Here is a 17,974-nt window from a genome sequence, read left to right as displayed (position 1 = left end):
TGAATCGAGAGGGCTGGCGACAGCCGAGTAAAGATACGGGCGCGCCAGGGAAATGTGGGGCTTCCAACCGTGGGCGGGTCCGGCTCGCCATAGGCGTGGCGCTGTTCCTCTTCACTCAATTGCCGGCGAGCGGCGACTATTTCGCCAACGTGCTGCTGGCCGCGCTCGGCATGGCGCTCGCCTACATCCCGGTGACCATGGCCGCGATGTCCAGCGCCCGCCCCGAAGAGACCGGCCTCGCCTCGGGCCTGGTCAACACGACCTACCCAGATCGGCTCGGCCGTCGGCGTCGCCGCGATGGTGGCACTGGCGGCGGCTGCTGCTGCGGACGGGGGGAGCGAAACGCTGCTGCAGGGTTTTCACGCGGCGTGTGCCGGCGCGGCGTGGGTGGCGATGGTGGCGGCGGTTCTGGCGCTGTTGTTCCTGTGCAGCGCCCACGCAACTCGGGAGGTACCTGTCGGCTGATCGAGGCATGGGACCGTCGGTATGCCGGTCCCATCTTGGCCGGTAGCGGAGGTCAAGGGATATGTGCGCCGCCTTGCGGGCCGCCGGGTCCGCCGGCATACTTTACTCCCGCAGCGCCTGATGATCGCACTGTATTGATTGCCACCCGGTCCGGGTTCGGCGAGCGAGCACCATCTCCGGCGGCGGTCTTGAAGGTGCTGTGCGCCGGGTCGAATGCAGCCGACTCGATCGCACGATCCAGGGGATATATCAGCCGCCGGTGAACAAATGTTCGGTCATTTGAGCGCATAGCGGAGCGAATGCCGCCAATTGTTCCCTCGCTACTGGATCACTTAGGCGTGCGATGTGCTTTGACATTCCGACCTTCCCCGTGTCCGTGAAGGCCTTTCTGAACCTAAGCCGCGCAACGGAACTGAGCGCCTGCTCAATCTTCAGTCCTTCTACAACTGCTTTGCTGAGAAGGTTTTTCGTCAGGAGTGCTGCCAGGTCGTCCCGATCGGCTAGCCAGCCCTTATCCTCTGCGTGCGCCCACAACTCGTCAGAGTAAAGCGACTCTAGATCAGCAGGTAGCACGATACCCACCTGAGCCAACTCAACCAGAGGTTGAGACTTTCGGATATCGAGCGCCCTAAAAGGCAAGTCGGATTTGAGTCCAACTGCATCCTTTGCCTCAGCAAATGCCAATTTCGCTTTACGTCCGGGTTCGTCTCCATCGAAAAGCGCGAGGGCCCGCGATCTCTTTTCTACTGGACGGTGTCGCATATGAAGGAGCCATGCGATAGATCGACTGACAAGTGCGCTTGCACTTCCATAGTCGGGGCCCCCATCATCAATGTGATAGCTTTCGGCGCTATGATTAGCAGCAAACAGGGCCAGTGCGCGACTCACCACTCGCTTGTCCGTTTCGCCCTCAACGAAAATCGTGGGTTTGCGATGTTCTGCGACATCCCTTATCCGTTGCATATGGGCGACTATTTCATCATGCCGTTCCTTTGCCTGGCGAATAAAGGGGGCGACCAGCGGCATTAGTCCCATCGACTCATCAACTTCGTTTATGCTGCGAATGTCGATGATCGTGTTGGCTTCTTCCTTCCTTACAAAATTAGTCGTAATCCAGTCTTCATTGGCGCCGCCAAACTCGCCTATTCTGTAAAATACAGGGGAGTGGGTCGTAATAAACAGCTGAAAATTGTCGCTGTCGGCAATCAATCCGCAGATGTCTTTGGCCATAAGAAACGCGGATGACATCTCAACGTTGTTCTCTGGCTCCTCAAAACCAAGGATATGGGTATATCTAACTCCGCCGCGATTAAGAATCTGATCCTGTTTGTCAGCGATAAACCTAAGAAGCATAGGTATGTGTCGAATTTTGACTCCATCTCCTCGGCGGGATAGCGGTATTCCATTCGTATTTATTTCCAAATTCTCGAATATCTGACGCAAATTGTTGGGCAGCCGCATCGATGACTTGGTGCTAAAAGCTGTACTGATCGAGTCCAGCAAGCCGGCAAGTTGTTGTTGGATCTGTCCCTCAAACGCGGAAGCCGAGTCCTTCAGGGGTGCAGCGGCCACGGAGGAAAGAACGTCGTACAATCGGCCTTGGAGGTCGGCGAAGAACTCGCGGTCTTTGATGGCCGGAACATAGGTGAATTTTATGCGATCCATCAGGGCTGGGACCTTGCTTCGCGGGGGGAACGGGGCGCCGCCGACAAAGGTTCGGGTCTCTAAGCGGGTAACCTCACCCTCCTCGCGCCAATGCTTGGACCAGACCACTTGTTGCTGTCCTTCGTCTCGAACATAGGACGCTGGGAGGTCAAATGTAATTGTAATGTCAATCTGTTTAGCCTTTCGGCTGCCGACTTTGGCGAATTGATTGAAGTCGTGTCCGAAGTCGAAATCCTGACCGCGGTCGGTCTCTCCGTTGAAGAACAGATTGAGCGCCCGAAGGATATTTGATTTTCCAGCGTCGTTGGGCCCCACACAGGACGTGATCCAGTTTCCTTGCACCGCGGCCTGTCCGATCGAGCGAAAGTTTCGTATTTCCACACTGGATATCATTCGGTGCTCCCATTGCGACGAAGGCTATTGCGTTCCGTGTTGCAGTGCAGGTGGAGGGGAGGTCTTTCACACAGTTTTTGCGGGCCTCAGCTGTTAGATGGCCCCTTGACACCGCCGCCAACCTCCGCCCATAACTCCCCACCTAATCTTGGAGCACGGTCCGTGCAGAAGCTTATCGTAGTAGTGGGGCGCATCGAGCACGTGGGGTAAATCCCCGCGAGGGTCGGTGCGCTCGTTCGAAGGTCCCTAACGGGGCCTTTTTTGTTGCCGAATTTCCGCCGGTGACGGCGCGTTGCGAATGAAAGACCGGGTGAGCCCGGGGGAGTTATGAGAATGGCCGAGCAGATGACAGGCGCGGAGATGGTGATCCAGGCCCTGGTCGATAACGGGGTGGAGCACATCTTCGGCTATCCCGGCGGGGCGGCGTTGCCGATCTATGATGCGATGTTCCAGCAGGACAAGGTGCAGCACATCCTGGTCCGGCACGAGCAGGGCGCGACGCACATGGCCGAGGGCTATGCGCGTTCGACCGGCAAGGTCGGCGTGGTGCTGGTGACCTCGGGCCCGGGCGCGACCAACGCCGTCACCGGCCTGACCGACGCGCTGATGGACTCGATCCCGCTGGTCTGCATCACGGCGCAGGTCCCGACGACGCTGATCGGCTCGGACGCCTTCCAGGAATGCGACACGGTCGGCATCACCCGCTCCTGCACCAAGCACAACTACCTGGTGAAATCGGTCAACGACCTGTCGCGCGTCATGCATGAGGCGTTCCACATCGCCAATTCGGGGCGTCCGGGCCCGGTGCTGGTCGATATCCCCAAGGATGTGCAGTTCGCACTGGGCACCTATCTCGGTATCGACGAGGTGGGGCCGAGCCGTCACAAGAGCTACCATCCGGCGACTTCGGGCGACAGCAAGGCCATCGAAGCTGCCGTCGACCTGATGCTGAGGGCCGAGCGGCCGATCTTCTACACCGGCGGCGGCGTCATCAATTCCGGACCGGAAGCGTCCGACAAGCTGCGCGAACTGGCCGAGTTGACCGGCTTCCCGGTGACCTCGACGCTGATGGGGCTGGGCGCCTTCCCGGGCTCCAACCCGCAGTGGATAGGGATGCTCGGCATGCACGGCACCTACGAAGCCAATATGGCGATGCATGACTGTGACCTGATGATCAATATCGGGGCGCGGTTCGATGACCGCATCACCGGCCGGATCGATGCGTTCTCGCCCAATTCGACCAAGATCCACGTCGATATCGACCCCTCCTCGATCGGCAAGAACGTCCGCACCGACCTCGCCATCGTCGGCGATTGCGGCGCGGTGCTCGAGGAGATGGTGCGGATCTGGAGGTCGAAGACCAATCAGCCGCGCACCGAGGCGATCGCGCCATGGTGGGAAGAGATCAAGGGCTGGCGGGCGCGCAACTCGCTGGGCTTCAAGAACTCGGACACCACGATCAAGCCGCAATACGCCATCCAGCGGCTCTACGAGGCGACCAAGGGCCGCGAGGTCTACATCACCACCGAAGTCGGCCAGCACCAGATGTGGGCGGCGCAGCATTTCCCGTTCGAGATGCCGAACCGGTGGATGACCTCGGGTGGCCTCGGCACGATGGGCTATGGCCTGCCGGCCGCAGTCGGCGTGCAGGTGGCGCACCCGGATGCGCTGGTCATCGATATCGCCGGCGAGGCGAGCGTGCAGATGACCATGCAGGAGCTCTCCACCGCGGTGCAGTACCGCCTGCCGATCAAGGTGTTCATCCTCAACAACGAGCGCATGGGCATGGTCCGGCAGTGGCAGGACCTGTTGCATGGCGGGCGCTATGCGCACAGCTACTCCGAGAGCCTGCCCGATTTCGTCAAGCTGGCCGAAGCCTATGGCGGCAAGGGCATCCGTTGCGACGATCCGGCCAAGCTCGATGCGGCGATCAAGGAAATGCTCGATTACGACGGTCCGGTGCTGTTCGACTGCCTCGTCGAAAAGCACGAGAACTGCCTGCCGATGATCCCGTCGGGCAAGCCGCACAACGAGATGATCCTGCCCGATTTCGAGGACGATATCGGCGCGGTGATCGACGAGAAGGGCCGGCAGCTGGTGTAGCAACGGCCAGGCCGGTGCGTGTGGACCCCCACCCCTGACCCCTCCCCCTCAAAAAGGGGGAGGGAGACGATAGAGCTGATAAGCCGGGTGGTGAGGTCTTGAGAAATAGATCGGGAGGGTCTCCCTCCCCCTGTTGAGGGGGAGGGGACAGGGGTGGGGGTCAAAGCCCACCGGCACAAGGACAAGACGAGATGAACGCACATTTGCAGCCGAGCGGTTCGGCATATTTCCTCGCCGCGGAAACCCAGAAGCCGGAGCGACACACGCTGAGCGTGCTGGTCGACAACGAGCCGGGCATTCTCGCCCGGGTGGTCGGGCTGTTCTCGGCCCGCGGCTATAATATCGACAGTCTCACGGTCTCAGAGACCGAGCACGAGAAGGGGCTCAGCCGCATCACCGTGGTGACGGTGGCGACGCCCAAGGTGCTGACCCAGATCAAGCTGCAGCTCGAGCGGCTGATTCCGGTGCACCGGGTGCATGACCTCACCAGCGAGGGCAAATCGCTCGAGCGCGAGCTGGCGCTGATCAAGGTGGGCGGCTCGGGCGAGCCGCGCGCCGAGGCGCTGCGGCTGGCCGACGCGTTCCGCGCCCAGATCGTCGATGCGACCACCGAGAGCTTCGTGTTCGAGGTGACCGGCAAGCCGTCCAAGATCGACAGCTTCATCGCCTTGATGATGCCCTTGGGGTTGATCGAAGTGGTGCGAACCGGGCTCGCCGCAATATCGCGCGGGCCGGAAGGCATGTAAGTAACGAAGGCCGGGAGCGATCCCGGCTTTTCTTCGAGGGGAAATCAGCAGTGTCGTTCGCATCGCACCCGTTCCGCGGGCCGTTGTTCATGGTCATCGCGACCTGTTCGTACGTGATCAACGACACGCTGATGAAGCTCGCGACCGAGGGCCTGCCGCCCTACCAGGTGCTGATGCTGCGTGGCCTTGCCGGCCTCATCTGGGGGCTGCCGCTGATGCTGGCGCTCGGCTATGGCCGGCAGTTGCCGCTGGTATTCGAGCGGCGTGTGCTGGCGCGCAACCTCGCCGAGACCGCGGCGATCCTCTGCTACGTGGTGGCGCTCGCCAACATGCCGATCGCCGATGCGTCGGCGCTCGGGCAGATCACCCCGCTGCTGGTGCTGCTGGGGGCCTCGATCCTGTTTCGCGAGAAGATCGGCGGGGTGCGGATGGCGCTGATCGGGCTCGGCTTCATCGGCGCCATCATGGTGGCGCAGCCGACCATGCAGGGCATCTCGATCTATGCAGTGCTGGCGCTCGCCAATGCGGTGCTCTGCGCCGTGCGCGACCTCGCGGGACGGCGGATCGCGCCCGAGGTGCCGGGGATGATCGTCGCCATGTCGGCGATCATCGTGGTGCTGCTCGGGGCTGGGGCGATGCATCTGGCGACCGAGCAATGGGTGGCGCCGCAGACGCACCACCTGTTGCTGCTGGGCGGGGCAGGGCTGTTCCTGATCTTCGGCCACTTCTTCATCTTCATGGCCTACCGGGTCGGACCCACCGGCGTGGTGGCGCCGTTCTATTACTTCTTCACCTTCTGGGCGGTGCTGTCGGGGCTGGCGGTGTTCGGACAGTTCCCGAACCTGCTCGCCATCTGCGGTATCGTGCTGGTGGTGGCGGCCGGCCTCACCATCGTGCTGCTCGACGAACGGAAGCGCCGGCTGGTGCCGGTGGCGTGATGCCGGCCGAGAGGTCGAACCTGCGCGGCATCATCTACATGGTGCTGGCAAGCGGCTGCTTCACCGTCAACAACGGGCTGCTGAAGCTTGCCGTGCTCGAGCTGCCGCCGCTCGAAGCGCTGTTCCTCCGCGCCCTGGCGGCGATCGTCCTCGGCGTGCCGGTGCTGATCGCCACGGCGTCCTTGGCGAGCCTCAGATATGTGCTCCAGCCGTGGGTGCTGGCGCGCAACGTGGTGGAATGCGCCGCAGCCATCGCCTTCGTTTTCGCTGTCGCCAATGCGCCGCTCGCCGATATCACGGCGTTGCTGCAGCTGACGCCGATGCTGGTGATGCTCGGTGCGGTGGTGTTGTTCGGCGATCGGATCGGCGGTGCGGCGATCGCCCTGATCGCGGTGGCACTGTTCGGCGCCTTGCTGGTGGCGCAGCCAGGCGGTCATGGTTTCCAGCCCTATGTGCTGTTCGGTTTCGCCAGCGCGGCGCTGAGCGCCGGCCGCGATCTGATCGGGCGTAGGGTCGATGCCGGCGTGCCGGCGCTCGCCGTGGCGGTCGGCCTGTCGGTGGTCTCGGTCGTGGGAATCGGTGTGCCGATGCTGGCGTTCGAGCGCTGGGTGACGCCATCGCTCGCCGGCCTGTTGCTGATTGCCGGCGCCAGCGCCTTCCTGACGCTGGCGCAACTGCTGCTGTTCCTGTCGTTCCGCGTCGCTGAAACCAGGGCGGTGGTGCCGTTCTTCTATACCGGCACATTATGGGCGCTGCTGATCGGGGCACTGGTGTTCGGCACGCTGCCGAATGCGGTTGCCAGCATCGGGATCTGCCTCATCGCCGCCAGCGGGGTGCTGGTGCTGCTGCTCGACCGGCGCGCGAGGCCGCGCTGATTGCCATCTCCCGCGCTGATCGGGCTTATCAAAACGTTCGATTGGCCGGTCGGTATCCGATGCGGTAAGGCTCGCGCAGTTCTGCCGAGGTCCCGCGATGACTCATCTCAGCGTCAATCTCAATGCCGTCGCCATGCTGCGCAACCGCCGCTCGGTGCCGTGGCCGAGCGTCACCGGCATTGCCCGTATCGCGCTCGATGCCGGGGCCGACGGCATCACGGTGCATCCGCGGCCGGACGAGCGGCACATCCGGCGCACCGACGTGTTCGAGCTGGTGACGCTGCTGCGGCAGGACTATGCGGGCCGTGAGTTCAACATCGAGGGCTACCCGACCGAGGACTTCCTCACCCTGGTGGAGCGCGCCGCACCCGACCAGGTGACGTTCGTGCCCGACGATCCGCTGCAATCGACATCCGACCATGGCTGGAACATCGAGGCCAATCGCGCCGTGCTGACGCCGGCGATCGAACGGATGAAAGCGGCCGGGATCCGGGTGTCGCTGTTCATCAACGCCGAACCCGCGGCGCCGGCCGCGGCGGCCAATGTCGGGGCGGACCGGGTGGAGCTCTATACCGGCCCCTATGGCGGGGCGCTGAAGCCGGAAGTACAGGCGGTGCATCTCGATGCGCTGCGCGAGACGGCGGATGCGGCGCGGGCGGCCGGGCACAATGCGCGCTCGGGGCAGGGCGGCCTGCTGGTCAATGCCGGGCACGACCTCAACCTCGTCAACCTGCCGCCGCTTAAGCAGGCGATTCCCGACCTTGCCGAAGTGTCGATCGGCCACGCGATCACCGCCGATGCACTGATCTACGGCATGGCCGAGACGGTGCGGCGGTACAAGCTGGCCTGCGGCTGACGCTACGGTCGCCCGCGGAACGTGAACGTGTGGCCTTCCTCACAGAGGTTGGCGGCGTAGTAGGCATACGGCTTGCCCGCCGTCGAAAGCATCCGAAGGTCGACCCAGCACTTGTCGGCGCCGTCCTCGAGCATGAACTGGATCTTGCCCTTCGGTTCGAGGCGTTTGCCGCGCAGACGTTCGGCGCCCCAATCATCCGTGCCCAGTATCCTGATGTAGAGCTCGCTGATTGTTACCTTCGAAGCGCTTTCCACCCAGAGCCGCAGCGGCGGCCCAGCCATAGTCGTACCCGTGGATAGCATCAGGGCCAGTACTGCGATCGCGAACAGCTTCATCGGAAATCCCCCAAACAGTGGGGCGGACACTGATCCGGCTACGCGCTTGAAGCAACTGCCGCGGGCCGACGTGGTGAATGCCGCAGCCTGGCACGGGCTTGCGCGCATGTGTTAACGGGCAACCCGCGGTCGGCGCTCAAATCCGACTTAACTACTGTCTTCGGCGCTTATTTCGCTTCAACGGTGGATGGACCAAGTTCGAGCCTTCCACGGATCAGGCAGGTTGCCCTAATGGCTTTGAGAGCAGTTGCATACGAGCAGGCGATGAGCGACCCGATCAACGAAGCACTGGTGCTCTATACCGGGTTCGGCAACTCGCCTTTCCCGCGGGCCAAGACGCCCCACCTGGTGCAGCGCTTCGGGGAAGCGGAAGGTGCAGAGCTCAAACAGCGCATTCTCGACCTGCTCGAGGAACTGCAGCAGCCGGTCGAGGGGGTGGAAAAGCGCTCGAAGAAGAGCCTCACCGAGCGCGCCATCGAGCAGTTGCAGCCGAAACACCCCGAACTCGATGATTCCGGCCTGAAGGCATTGGCCTGGACCTATTCATTCGGCCTGCGCTGACACGCTTTCGTTACCTGTTGTTCGCAAATCGCGAACGCTGCATTTCGCGTCGAACGCCGAATGCCCCACCCGGCAATGGCTGCGGCCCCGGCCGCGTCGTGAAGGGGCCGGTTTGCCTTTGCTTACAGGGCTGTAACCCAACGAACACCGGTGTAACCGGGTGAGCAAACTGTGCCCTCGCCCCATCGAGGTGCCTGCTTGCGCCGACCCACCTTGGGCACTTATTTGCCGCTAGTCACATTTTGATACTGGAGTGCAGCAAATGTCCAAACCCAAGATTGCCGTGATCATCAGCTCGATCCGTCCGACCCGCTTCGCCGACAAGCCGGCCAAGTGGATCGCCGACCACGTCGCCGCCCGTGGCGACGCCGAGGTCGAGATCGTCGACCTGAAGGATTATCCGCTTCCGCTGTTCGATGCGCCCGCGTCCGATTTCTGGATGCCGACCCCCAACGAGGTCGCGGCCAAGTGGCAGGCCAAGCTCAACGAGTTCGACGGCTACATCGTGGTCACCGCCGAGTATAACCGCTCGATCACCGGTGCGCTGAAGAACGCCATCGACTGGGCCTACAAGCCGTTCATGAAGAAGGCCGTCGCTTTCGTCGCCTATGGTTCGGTCGGCGGGGCCCGCGCCGTCGAGCACCTGCGCAACATCATGGTCGAACTGCAGGCCGTGCCGGTGCGCCATGCCGTCCATATCGGCGGCTCGGACTTCCTCCCCATCATGATGGGCCAGAAGAGCTGGGACGACACCAAGGGCAACTTCGACCCGTTCGTGCCCGAGATGCTCGACAACCTGCTGTGGTGGACCAATGCCACCCGCACGGCTCGCCAGGCCGACGCGGCAGCGGCTTCCAAGGCGGCCTAAGACAACTGCCGGTCGTTTCCGGGGTTCTCCTCCTTTCGCACCCCGGTCCGGGACGGCGCTGCCCATGGCGCCGTCCCTATTTTTTGCCGAGCCCCCCGCAAAACCGCATGACTGTCCATCAGCAAATGCGAACCTTAGCGGAATTTGACCGTTGAGTGCGCGGGTGGGCGGGTGTAGACAGCCGCCCACCCGAAACAGGGTGAGCGAAGGGCATATGACGCAGACCACTCCGTCCGGCGTGACAGCCGGCGCTGGGGCGACCGATCAGGCCGGCCACGCCACGAACACCAATATCCCCATTCTCATCCTCGGCGCCCTGGGCGTCGTTTTCGGCGATATCGGCACCAGTCCGCTCTATGCGTTCCGCGAGGCGCTGCACGCTGCCGGCGGTTCGCCGTCGGAAAATGAAGTGCTGGGGCTGCTGTCGTTGATCGTGTGGGCGCTGACCATCGTGGTCACCGTCAAATACGTGGTGTTCGTGCTGCGCGCCGACAACAAGGGTGAAGGCGGCACGCTGTCGCTGATGACGCTCGCCAGCAACGCCTTCGCCAAGCGACCCGCCTGGATTCTGGGCCTCGGCATCGTCGGCGGCGCGCTGTTCCTCGGTGACGCCATCATCACGCCCGCCATCTCCGTGCTGTCGGCCGTCGAAGGCCTCGAGATCGTCGAGCCGCGGCTGACCCCGTGGGTCGTGCCGATGACGGTGGTGATCCTCATCGGGCTGTTCATGGTGCAGCGCTTCGGCACGGCGCGCGTCTCGACGGTGTTCGGGCCGGTGATGGCGGCCTGGTTCGTCATCCTCGGGGTCACCGGGCTCCTGCATATCGCCGATGCGCCGCAGGTGCTGCTGGCGCTGAACCCGGCGCACGGCATCGAGTTCCTCTACACCCATGCCGGCATCTCGATCATCGTGCTGGGGGCGGTGTTCCTCGCGGTGACGGGAGCCGAGGCGCTCTATGTCGACCTCGGGCATTTCGGTCGCAAGCCAATCATCGCCGCCTGGCTGGCGCTGGTGTTTCCGGCTCTGCTGCTCAACTATTTCGGGCAGGGGGCTTTCGTCCTCAGCCACCCCAACGAGGTGACCAACCCGTTCTTCCAGATGCAGCCCGACTGGGCCAAGCTGCCGATGGTGGCGCTGGCCACACTGGCGACCGTTATCGCCAGCCAGGCGGTGATCTCGGGCGCCTATTCGCTGGTGCGCCAGGCCATGCATCTCAACCTGCTGCCGCGGCTCGAAGTGCGCCACACCTCCGAAGAGGTGGCCGGCCAGATCTTCATGCCGCAGGTCAATTTCCTGTTGCTGATCTGCGTGGTGCTGCTGGTGGTCGGGTTCCGTTCGTCCAGCGCGCTGTCGGCGGCCTACGGTATCGCGGTCACCGGTGAGATGCTGGTGACGGCCGTTTTGCTGTTCATCGTCATGTGGCGGCTGTGGAAGTGGAACCTGGTCGTCGCCATGGTGGTGATCGTGCCGCTATTGGTCATCGACCTCGGCTTCTTCATCGCCAATGCGGCAAAGTTCTCGCAGGGCGGCTGGGTGCCGGCGGTGGTCGCCGCCACGATTGCTTCGATGATGACGATCTGGATCTGGGGACGTCGCCGGCTGGCGGAAAAGACCCGTCGCGACGAGGTGCCGCTCGAGTTCCTGGTCGAGAACCTCGCCAAGAAGAAGCCCACCATCGTGCCCGGCACGGCGGTGTTCCTCACCTCCGACATCGAGGGCGCCCCGACGGCGTTGCTGCACAGCCTCAAGCACTACAAGGTGCTGCACGAACACAATGTCATCCTGACCGTTATCACCTCGGACCGGCCGCGCGTCGCCGACGAAGAAAAGGTCAGGATCGACGCCTATAACGACCTGTTCTACCGGGTCGTGGTGACCTTCGGTTACATCGAGACGCCGAACATTCCCAAGGCGCTGGCGCTGGCCCGCAAGCTCGGCTGGAAGTTCGACATCATGTCGACCTCGTTCTTCCTGTCACGCCGGTCGCTGAAGCCGTCCGTGAAGGGCGGTGCGCCGATATTCCTCGACCGCATCTTCATCGGGCTGGCGCGCAATGCGACCGATGCGACGGAATACTTCCACATTCCGACCGGCCGCGTGGTTGAAATCGGCACGCAGGTGGTGATCTAGTTCGCTCCGGGACAGCCGGGGAAGCGAGACTGCTGAAAGCATTGGACATTGCGATCGCCGGGGCAGGGCCCGGCGGTCTTGCGACAGCGCTGATGCTCAGCCGCGCCGGGCATCGCGTCCGGCTGTTCGAGCGCTTCGAGACACCACGACCGCTTGGCTCGGGTCTGATGCTTCAGCCCACCGGCCTTGCCGTGCTCGAGGCACTGGGCCTGCGCGGTGAAATCGCAGCGCTGGGGGCGAGGGTCGAACGGCTGATCGGCACCGATGCGCGGAGCGGCCGGGTGGTGCTCGATGTCGGCTATCGGCCGCTCGGCCCCGATGTCCATGCCGTCGCGGTGCATCGGGCGGCCCTGTTCAATGTGCTGCACGATGCGGTGGTGGCGGAACGGCTGCCGATCCGCACCGGCTTCATGGTCGAGAGCCTCGAACGCTCCGAGGGCAAACAATGGCTGCGGGGGGCGAGGGGGCGAGAAGGACCGTTCGACCTGGTGGTTGATGCACTGGGCTCGGCGTCGCCGCTGAAGGTCGAGGCAAAGGTGCCCAGTCGTGCGCGACCGCTGCCGTTCGGGGCCATCTGGGGCACCGTGCCGTGGGTCGACGCCGGGTTTCGGCGCGACGCGCTGATGCAACGCTACCGCCGGGCCAGCGTGATGATCGGTGTGTTGCCGGTCGGCCGCCAGCGGCGCGACGGGCCGGAACTCGCGGCGCTCTTCTGGAGCCTGAAGCCGGAAAGCTTCGCGGCGGTGCAGGCGAGAGGAATCGTCAGTTGGCGCGACGAGGTGCTCGGGCACTGGCCCGAAACGGCGCCGCACCTCGAAACGATCACCGATTTCGAGCAGATGACGCTGGCGCGCTACGCGCACCACACGCTGCAGATTCCGGCTGGCGAGGGCATCGCCTTCATCGGCGACAGTGCGCATTCGACCAGCCCGCAACTGGGGCAAGGCGCCAACATGGCCCTGCTCGATGCGGCGGCGCTGGCGGCGGCCCTGGCTGGAGCGGCAACGCTCGAGGCTGCGCTTGCCGAGTACGCGCGGCTGCGGCGCTGGCATGTGCGCCTCTATCAGATACTGTCGTTGACGCTGACCCCGTTCTACCAGTCGGATGGAAACCTGTTGCCGCTGCTGCGCGACGGTCTGGTGTCCGCAGCGGCCCGGGTGCCACCGGTCCCGTGGTTGCTTGCAAGCATGGTCTCAGGCCAATTGCTGAATCCCTTGAGTGCCTTGCGACTGGAAACAAAGCTGTTACGCGAGGTCGCGGCATGAGTCGGCCGCATGTTCTGATCGTCGGCGGGGCCGGCGTATTCGGCTCGCGTCTGGCGCGGCTGCTGGCCCGGCGGAAGGGCTTTCGGGTAAGCCTCGGCGGTCGCACCGAAAGCCGCGCCCAAGCCTTGCAGCGCGAATTGCGGGCCATCGACGAGCAAGGGGAATACGGCTTCGTGCTGATCGACCGCGATCGCATCGGGGTGGAGCGGCTCAAGGAGATCGACTGCGACGTTGTGGTCGATTGCTCGGGGCCGTTCCAGCTCAGCGGCACGCAGCTGATCGAGGCGGCGATCGGGGCACGCTGCCACTATGTCGATATCGCCGACTCGAGGGCGTTCGTTGCCGGGATCGCCAAGTTCGACAGCGCGGCGCGTGCCGTAGCGATCTCGGTGATTTCCGGCGCCAGCTCGACGCCCGGGCTGACCCATGCGGTGCTCGACCACGTCACCAGCGCCTGGTTGGCGGTCGACAGCGTCGATGTTGCGATCGTTCCCGGCAACCGCACGCCCAAGGGCCGTTCGGTGATCGCGGGCATCCTCAGCTGGGTCGGCCAGCCGGTGCGGGTATTTCGCGAGGCCGGCTGGGAGCGCGGCCGTGGCTGGAGCGGCGGGCGCTGGGTGAGTATCGAGGGTCTGAAGCGCCGCCGCGCCATACTGGCCGATGTGCCCGACCTCGACCTGCTGCCAGCCCGTTTCTCGCCGCGCGTCCGCGCCGGGTTCGACGCCGGCATGGAGCTGCCGGTGCTCAACTGGCTGATCGGCGTCGCCTCGATCCCAGTGCGCTGGGGACTGGTGAAGTCGGCACGGATGTTCGCCGGGCTCGGCATGCAGATCGCGCTTTGGCTCGATCGTTTCGGCACCGCCGATGGCGGCATGCTGGTCGAGGCCGCCGGGCAGGATGCGCGCGGCGAGCCGCGCGTGGTGCGCTGGTGGCTGCGCGCGGCGAACGGCGACGGGCCCTATGTGCCGGTGCTGCCGGCCGCGGCGCTGATCGAGGCGCTGACCTTCGGCGGCAGGCTGCGCGGCGGCGCCCGGTCGGCAGCCGGGGTGGTGAGCCTCGAACAGATCAGGCCGTGGCTCGAGGGCCTCGCCATCGAAACCAAGCAGGTGGCGTTCAGGGGAGAGAAGCCGCTCTATCGCCGGGTGCTGGGCGAGGGGTTCGAGCGCCTGCCCGAGGTGACGCGGCGGCTGCATCGCGGCCGGCCGGCGGTGATCGCCGAGGGCGAGGCGGTGGTGGCGCCGGCGGAGAACCCGGTGGCCCGCTTTCTGGCGCGCCGCCTCGGCCTGCCGCTCGAGGAGGGCCGGCTGCCGGTGCGCGTGGTGATCGAGAGCCGCGAGGGCAGGGAGCACTGGACCCGTTTCTTCGCCGACAAGCCGATGCGTTCGGTGATGAGCGCCGCAACAGGCGGGCTGATCGAGGAGCGGTTCGGCCCGGTGGCGATCCGCATGCGGCTGTTGCCGCGCGGCGATGGGCTCGACATGCAGCGTGTCTCCGGCCGGATCTGGGGCGTGCCGCTGCCGGGTTTCCTGCTGCCGCGCATCACCGCCGAGGAGCGGGTCGACGAAGGCGGTCGTCACCGCTTCGAAGTCGATATCCGCCTGCCGCTGTTCGGCAGGCTGGTGGCGTATCGCGGGTACCTGGTGCTGTAAGGATCACGGAGCGCGCCACATCGTTCCCTCGCCCCTGAGGGGAGAGGGCTAGTGCAGCGGGACTAGGGTGAGGGGTTCAGCTTCTCAGCGAGCGCTCGCTGCACCGCTTCACCCCTCAGCCGGCGCTTCGCGCCACCTTCTCCCCTGAGGGGAGAAGGGACGAGAGCAGCCCGCTCCCTCAGATGCTCGCGACGCTGTTGAGCGCGGCATAGACTCCCTCCCGCGCCACCAGCTCCTCATGCGTGCCTTCCTCGGCAATCCCGTCCCTGGTCAGCACCAGGATGCGGTCGGCATGGCGCACAGTCGACAGCCGGTGGGCGATAACGATGGTGGTGCGCCCTTTGGCAAGGCTCAGCAGCGCCTGTTGCACGGCGCGCTCGCTTTCGTTGTCGAGCGCGCTGGTCGCCTCGTCGAAGATCAGGATTGCCGGATCCTTGAGGAAGGCGCGGGCGATGGTGAGGCGCTGCTTCTGTCCGCCCGACAGCTTCACGCCGCGCTGCCCGACATCGGTGTCGTAGCCATTGGGCAGCGCCATGATGAACTCATGCGCGTTGGCGGCGCGGGCTGCCGCCTCGATCTCGGCGTGGCTGGCGCCTGGCCTGCCGTAGCGGAGGTTCTCGGCCACCGAGCCGGCGAACAGGTACACATCCTGCTGCACCACGGCGACGTGTCGGCGCAGCGAGGCGAGCGTCACATCGCGGATGTCGCGCCCGTCGATCCGGATGGCGCCGGCATCAACGTCGTAGAAGCGGGGGATCAGCGCGCAGAGCGTGCTCTTGCCCACCCCGGACGGGCCGACCAGCGCGACGAACTCGCCCGGCGCAATGTCCAGCGACAGGCCACTGAGCACCTGTGCCCCGCCTGCCTCGTAGCGGAAGCTCACGTCGTCGAAGTGGATGGCGCCGGCCGGCGATCGCAGCGGCGTTGCTCCGGGGCGGTCGGCAATGTCGGGCTCCACCTCGAGGATTTCCATGGCGCGGACGAACCCGGTATAGCCCTCCTGCAGCAGTCGGGCGAAATTGGCGAGCCGCTTGATCGGATCGACCAGCACCGCAACGCAGAGCAGGAAGGTCAGCATCTCGGCGACCGTCAGCTCACCCGAGAGGATACGCAGCGCCCCCACCACGATCACCATGATGGTGACCAGCTGGGCAAAGCTCTCGGTGCCCACCGAGAACCAGGCTTCCGAGCGGTAGCCATCGGCGCGGCTCAGCACGAACTGCCGGTTCTGCGTGGTGAAGCGCTCGGTCTCCAGCGCTTCGTTGGTGAAGGACTGGACGACGCGGATACCAGCCAGGGCATCCTCGACGCGTTCGTTCACCGCCGCGATCTGCTGCTTGCTGCGCTCGAGCGCCCGGTTCATCCGCCGGTTGAAGTGCAGGGCGTAGGCGACTGCCAGCGGCGTCAGGGCAAGAATCAGCGCCGCCAGCACCGGATCGATGAAGAACAGCACCAGCATGGCGCCGCCGAACTTGAACACCGCGATGGCGAGGTCTTCGGGGCCATGATGGAACAGCTCGCCCAGCCAGAGCGTGTCATTGCTGATGCGGCTCATCAGCTGGCCGGTGCGCTGCCGGTCGTAGAAGCCGAACGACAGCTTCTGGCAATGCTCGAACAGTTCCTGGCGCACGGCGGCTTCGATCCGGGCGCCCATGACGTGGCCCTGGTAGTCGACGAAGAACGTCGCCGCCACCTCGACCGCGAGGATGGCGAGCATCACGGCGCCCATGACGAGGATCTGCCACAGCGCGTCGGGCGCCTCGGGCAGGGCGAGGAGGCGGGTCGTCACATAGTTGGCGCTGAGCGGCAGCGCGATGGCGGTGCCGGCGACGAGGATGGCGCAGCAGAGGTCTGCCACGAGCAGCGGCAGGTGCGGCCGGTAGTAGGAGACGAATTTTCGCGCCCGCGAGCGGTTGCGCCGGCGGGTGGCGGGATCGGTCGAGCTGGCGAAGAAGCTGCGGAAGCGGCTACGGCGCTGCGGGTTTTTCTCCGCGCGCGGGGAGCGAGAAGGCATGAAGCGTGGTGTCCTTGCTGAAATAGGCTCCTTTCCGGTGGGACAGCATCGCTTTCATTCTGATCTCCCTCATGGGCAGCAAATGGGAGGTGGACCATAGGCCGATGGTGCACGCCCGGCAACCGACGCGCGGCGTCGGGGCAGGGGGTGTGGCTGGCGGGGTACAGTGGGGCCGAGAAGCGTCCTTCAAGGGCCGGCGCCGGTGCGCCCCTCGCCCCTGAGGGGAGAGGGTAGTGGAGCTAGGACCTTCAGGTCCGTAGCGGAACTAGGGTGAGGGGTTCAGCTTCTCAGCGAGCGCGCGTTGCGCCGCCTCACCCCTCATCCGGCGCTTCGCGCCACCTTCTCCCCTGAGGGGAGAAGAGAAGGAGGGCGACTGCGACGAGGGATACTGTCGGGGTTCTACAACGCGGCCGCCGCGTCGGGTTTGCCGTAGGCGCGGAGGAATGTCCGTACGCCGTTGCGGGCGGCCTGCGCCAGTTCCGCGTCGTTCACCATCTGGCCGGGTTCGTTCGGCAGGTCGGCGCGGATCAGCGCCATGAACTGCCGGGCGGCCAGGTCGGGATCGTCGAGATCGATGTCGCCGGAGCGCGCGAGGCGGGCGAAGCGGGCGGAGATGGCCGGCCAGTTCTTGCCTGGACCATAGTCCTTCCAGGTCTCGAACAGTTCCGGATAGCGGCTGCCCTCGTTCTCGATCAGCTTGCGCAGGGCGCGCGAGCTCTCGTCGCACAGGCAATCGCGGGTCAGCCGGATGGCAAAGTCCACCAGCTCGCGGCCGATATCCTCGGGCCGGTCGGGGAAGGTGGCGAGAACCGCCACGAGCCGCGCGCTGCCCTGTTCGTTGATGCCGCGGACCACTTCGACGAAGAGTTTTTCCTTGTCGCCGATCTGGTTGTAGATCGTCTGACGCGACACGTTCGCCTCCTCGGCGATCGCGTCGATGCTGGCCCCGACATAGCCATCGCGCACGAACACTGCCGTTGCTGCGCTGATGATGGCGCATCGCTTGTTGTAGTTGCCCCGCTGCATGGCTGGGCTGCGATGTAGGTCGTGGCTGATCTCCATAGCCGTGATGATAATGGCACTTGACGAATTGGACAAGAGTGTCCAAAA

14 protein-coding genes are annotated in these 17,974 nt (G+C 64.7%); 10 read left to right on the top strand and 4 right to left on the bottom strand.

Annotation, left to right across the window (positions count from 1 at the left end; genetic code table 11):
• Nucleotides 1–714 precede the first annotated feature (714 nt).
• Nucleotides 715–2,523 (bottom strand): ATP-dependent nuclease, encoded by a 1,809-nt coding sequence (locus tag APS40_RS00160; protein WP_055045132.1) that lies wholly within the window; start codon nucleotides 2,521–2,523, stop codon nucleotides 715–717.
• Between the two features lie 333 nt (nucleotides 2,524–2,856).
• Here APS40_RS00160 and APS40_RS00155 point away from each other — a divergent pair, with 333 nt between their 5' ends.
• The 5 genes from APS40_RS00155 (at nucleotide 2,857) to APS40_RS00135 (ending at nucleotide 8,041) form a co-directional block, all read left to right on the top strand.
• Nucleotides 2,857–4,626, top strand: coding sequence for an acetolactate synthase 3 large subunit (locus tag APS40_RS00155; RefSeq protein ID WP_055045131.1), 1,770 nt, complete (start codon nucleotides 2,857–2,859; stop codon nucleotides 4,624–4,626).
• A gap of 191 nt (nucleotides 4,627–4,817) precedes the next feature.
• Nucleotides 4,818–5,372 carry an acetolactate synthase small subunit gene (gene ilvN, locus APS40_RS00150; protein WP_055045130.1) on the top strand — a complete coding sequence of 185 codons (555 nt, stop codon included), beginning with the start codon at nucleotides 4,818–4,820 and terminating at the stop codon, nucleotides 5,370–5,372.
• 50 nt (nucleotides 5,373–5,422) lie between these two features.
• Nucleotides 5,423–6,310, top strand: a complete 888-nt coding sequence (locus tag APS40_RS00145) for a DMT family transporter (RefSeq protein WP_236884171.1) — start codon at nucleotides 5,423–5,425, stop codon at nucleotides 6,308–6,310.
• The gene (locus APS40_RS00140; protein WP_082434092.1) at nucleotides 6,310–7,185 is read left to right on the top strand and encodes a DMT family transporter; all 876 of its coding nucleotides are present in this window, start codon (nucleotides 6,310–6,312) and stop codon (nucleotides 7,183–7,185) included. Before APS40_RS00145 ends, APS40_RS00140 begins: the two co-directional genes overlap by 1 nt.
• 97 nt (nucleotides 7,186–7,282) lie before the next feature.
• A complete protein-coding gene (locus APS40_RS00135; RefSeq protein ID WP_055045129.1) occupies nucleotides 7,283–8,041 on the top strand; it encodes a pyridoxine 5'-phosphate synthase in 759 nt (252 codons plus the stop codon).
• Between the two features lie 2 nt (nucleotides 8,042–8,043).
• On the opposite strand, the gene APS40_RS00130 is transcribed toward APS40_RS00135, so the two are convergent.
• Nucleotides 8,044–8,376, bottom strand: a complete 333-nt coding sequence (locus tag APS40_RS00130) for a hypothetical protein (RefSeq protein WP_055045128.1) — start codon at nucleotides 8,374–8,376, stop codon at nucleotides 8,044–8,046.
• 264 nt (nucleotides 8,377–8,640) lie between these two features.
• On the opposite strand from APS40_RS00130, the gene APS40_RS00125 reads away from it, so the two are divergent.
• The 5 genes from APS40_RS00125 to APS40_RS00105 all read left to right on the top strand — a co-directional run bounded on the left by APS40_RS00125 (nucleotide 8,641) and on the right by APS40_RS00105 (nucleotide 14,850).
• Nucleotides 8,641–8,937, top strand: a complete 297-nt coding sequence (locus APS40_RS00125) for a hypothetical protein (protein WP_055045127.1) — start codon at nucleotides 8,641–8,643, stop codon at nucleotides 8,935–8,937.
• A 262-nt stretch (nucleotides 8,938–9,199) separates the two neighbouring features.
• On the top strand, nucleotides 9,200–9,805 hold the full coding sequence (locus APS40_RS00120) for an NADPH-dependent FMN reductase (RefSeq protein ID WP_055045126.1): 606 nt from the start codon (nucleotides 9,200–9,202) through the stop codon (nucleotides 9,803–9,805).
• A 214-nt stretch (nucleotides 9,806–10,019) separates the two neighbouring features.
• The gene (locus APS40_RS00115) at nucleotides 10,020–11,936 is read left to right on the top strand and encodes a potassium transporter Kup (RefSeq protein WP_055045125.1); all 1,917 of its coding nucleotides are present in this window, start codon (nucleotides 10,020–10,022) and stop codon (nucleotides 11,934–11,936) included.
• Nucleotides 11,937–11,977: 41 nt separating this feature from the next.
• Nucleotides 11,978–13,201, top strand: coding sequence for an FAD-dependent oxidoreductase (locus APS40_RS00110; protein ID WP_335338170.1), 1,224 nt, complete (start codon nucleotides 11,978–11,980; stop codon nucleotides 13,199–13,201).
• Complete coding sequence (locus APS40_RS00105) at nucleotides 13,198–14,850, top strand: SDR family oxidoreductase (RefSeq protein WP_082434091.1); 1,653 nt, start codon at nucleotides 13,198–13,200, stop codon at nucleotides 14,848–14,850. Before APS40_RS00110 ends, APS40_RS00105 begins: the two co-directional genes overlap by 4 nt.
• Nucleotides 14,851–15,028: 178 nt before the next feature.
• Here the strand turns inward: APS40_RS00105 and APS40_RS00100 are convergent, their stop codons facing one another.
• Nucleotides 15,029–16,864, bottom strand: a complete 1,836-nt coding sequence (locus tag APS40_RS00100) for an ABC transporter ATP-binding protein (RefSeq protein WP_055045123.1) — start codon at nucleotides 16,862–16,864, stop codon at nucleotides 15,029–15,031.
• Nucleotides 16,865–17,263: 399 nt separating this feature from the next.
• On the bottom strand, nucleotides 17,264–17,890 hold the full coding sequence (locus tag APS40_RS00095) for a TetR/AcrR family transcriptional regulator (protein WP_055045122.1): 627 nt from the start codon (nucleotides 17,888–17,890) through the stop codon (nucleotides 17,264–17,266).
• Nucleotides 17,891–17,974: the final 84 nt, after the last annotated feature.

Source organism: Devosia sp. A16 (assembly GCF_001402915.1).
Taxonomy (GTDB): Bacteria; Pseudomonadota; Alphaproteobacteria; order Rhizobiales; family Devosiaceae; genus Devosia_A.
This window is presented reverse-complemented; position numbering and strand designations above follow the sequence as displayed.